This window comes from Sphaerospermopsis reniformis (genome assembly GCF_005402885.1).
GTDB lineage: Bacteria > Cyanobacteriota > Cyanobacteriia > Cyanobacteriales > Nostocaceae > Sphaerospermopsis > Sphaerospermopsis kisseleviana.
The window spans coordinates 1-380 of the sequence record NZ_BJCE01000588.1; the positions used below are offsets into that span (position 1 = coordinate 1).

The 380-nt window shown below is 32.6% G+C and carries 1 protein-coding gene; it reads right to left on the reverse strand.

What is annotated here, in order from left to right:
* The coding region (locus FFR48_RS28530) for an RNA-guided endonuclease InsQ/TnpB family protein (protein WP_137669638.1) at positions 1 to 380 on the reverse strand (380 nt) is incomplete at both ends.

The following is a 380-nucleotide window of genomic DNA, read 5'->3' on the forward strand; positions in this document are numbered from 1 at the left end:
CCATACAGTTGTGTTTTATATTCTAGCTGCCTTCTGAATTGATAAAAGCCCATATCGGCTATAGCTTTTGATAATTTCCCATTTGCTAACATCCCAGATACATTCAAATCTTCTATCCCTATCACCGCGTGGTTTTTGCTGATATGGGTAGTAATTTTGTGTAATGTATCTTTTCTGATGTTGGCTATTTTTTGGTGTAATCTTGCTATTTTGATTTGGGCTTTTCTATAGTTATTTGAACCTACTTTTTTATGACGGTTCAAATATTGCATTCTTGCCAACTTTTTCTCATACTTTTTATAACTTTTTACTCCATCAAATACTTCTCCTGTTGATAATATTGCTAGATGATTTATTCCTAAATCAACTCCTACAAACTC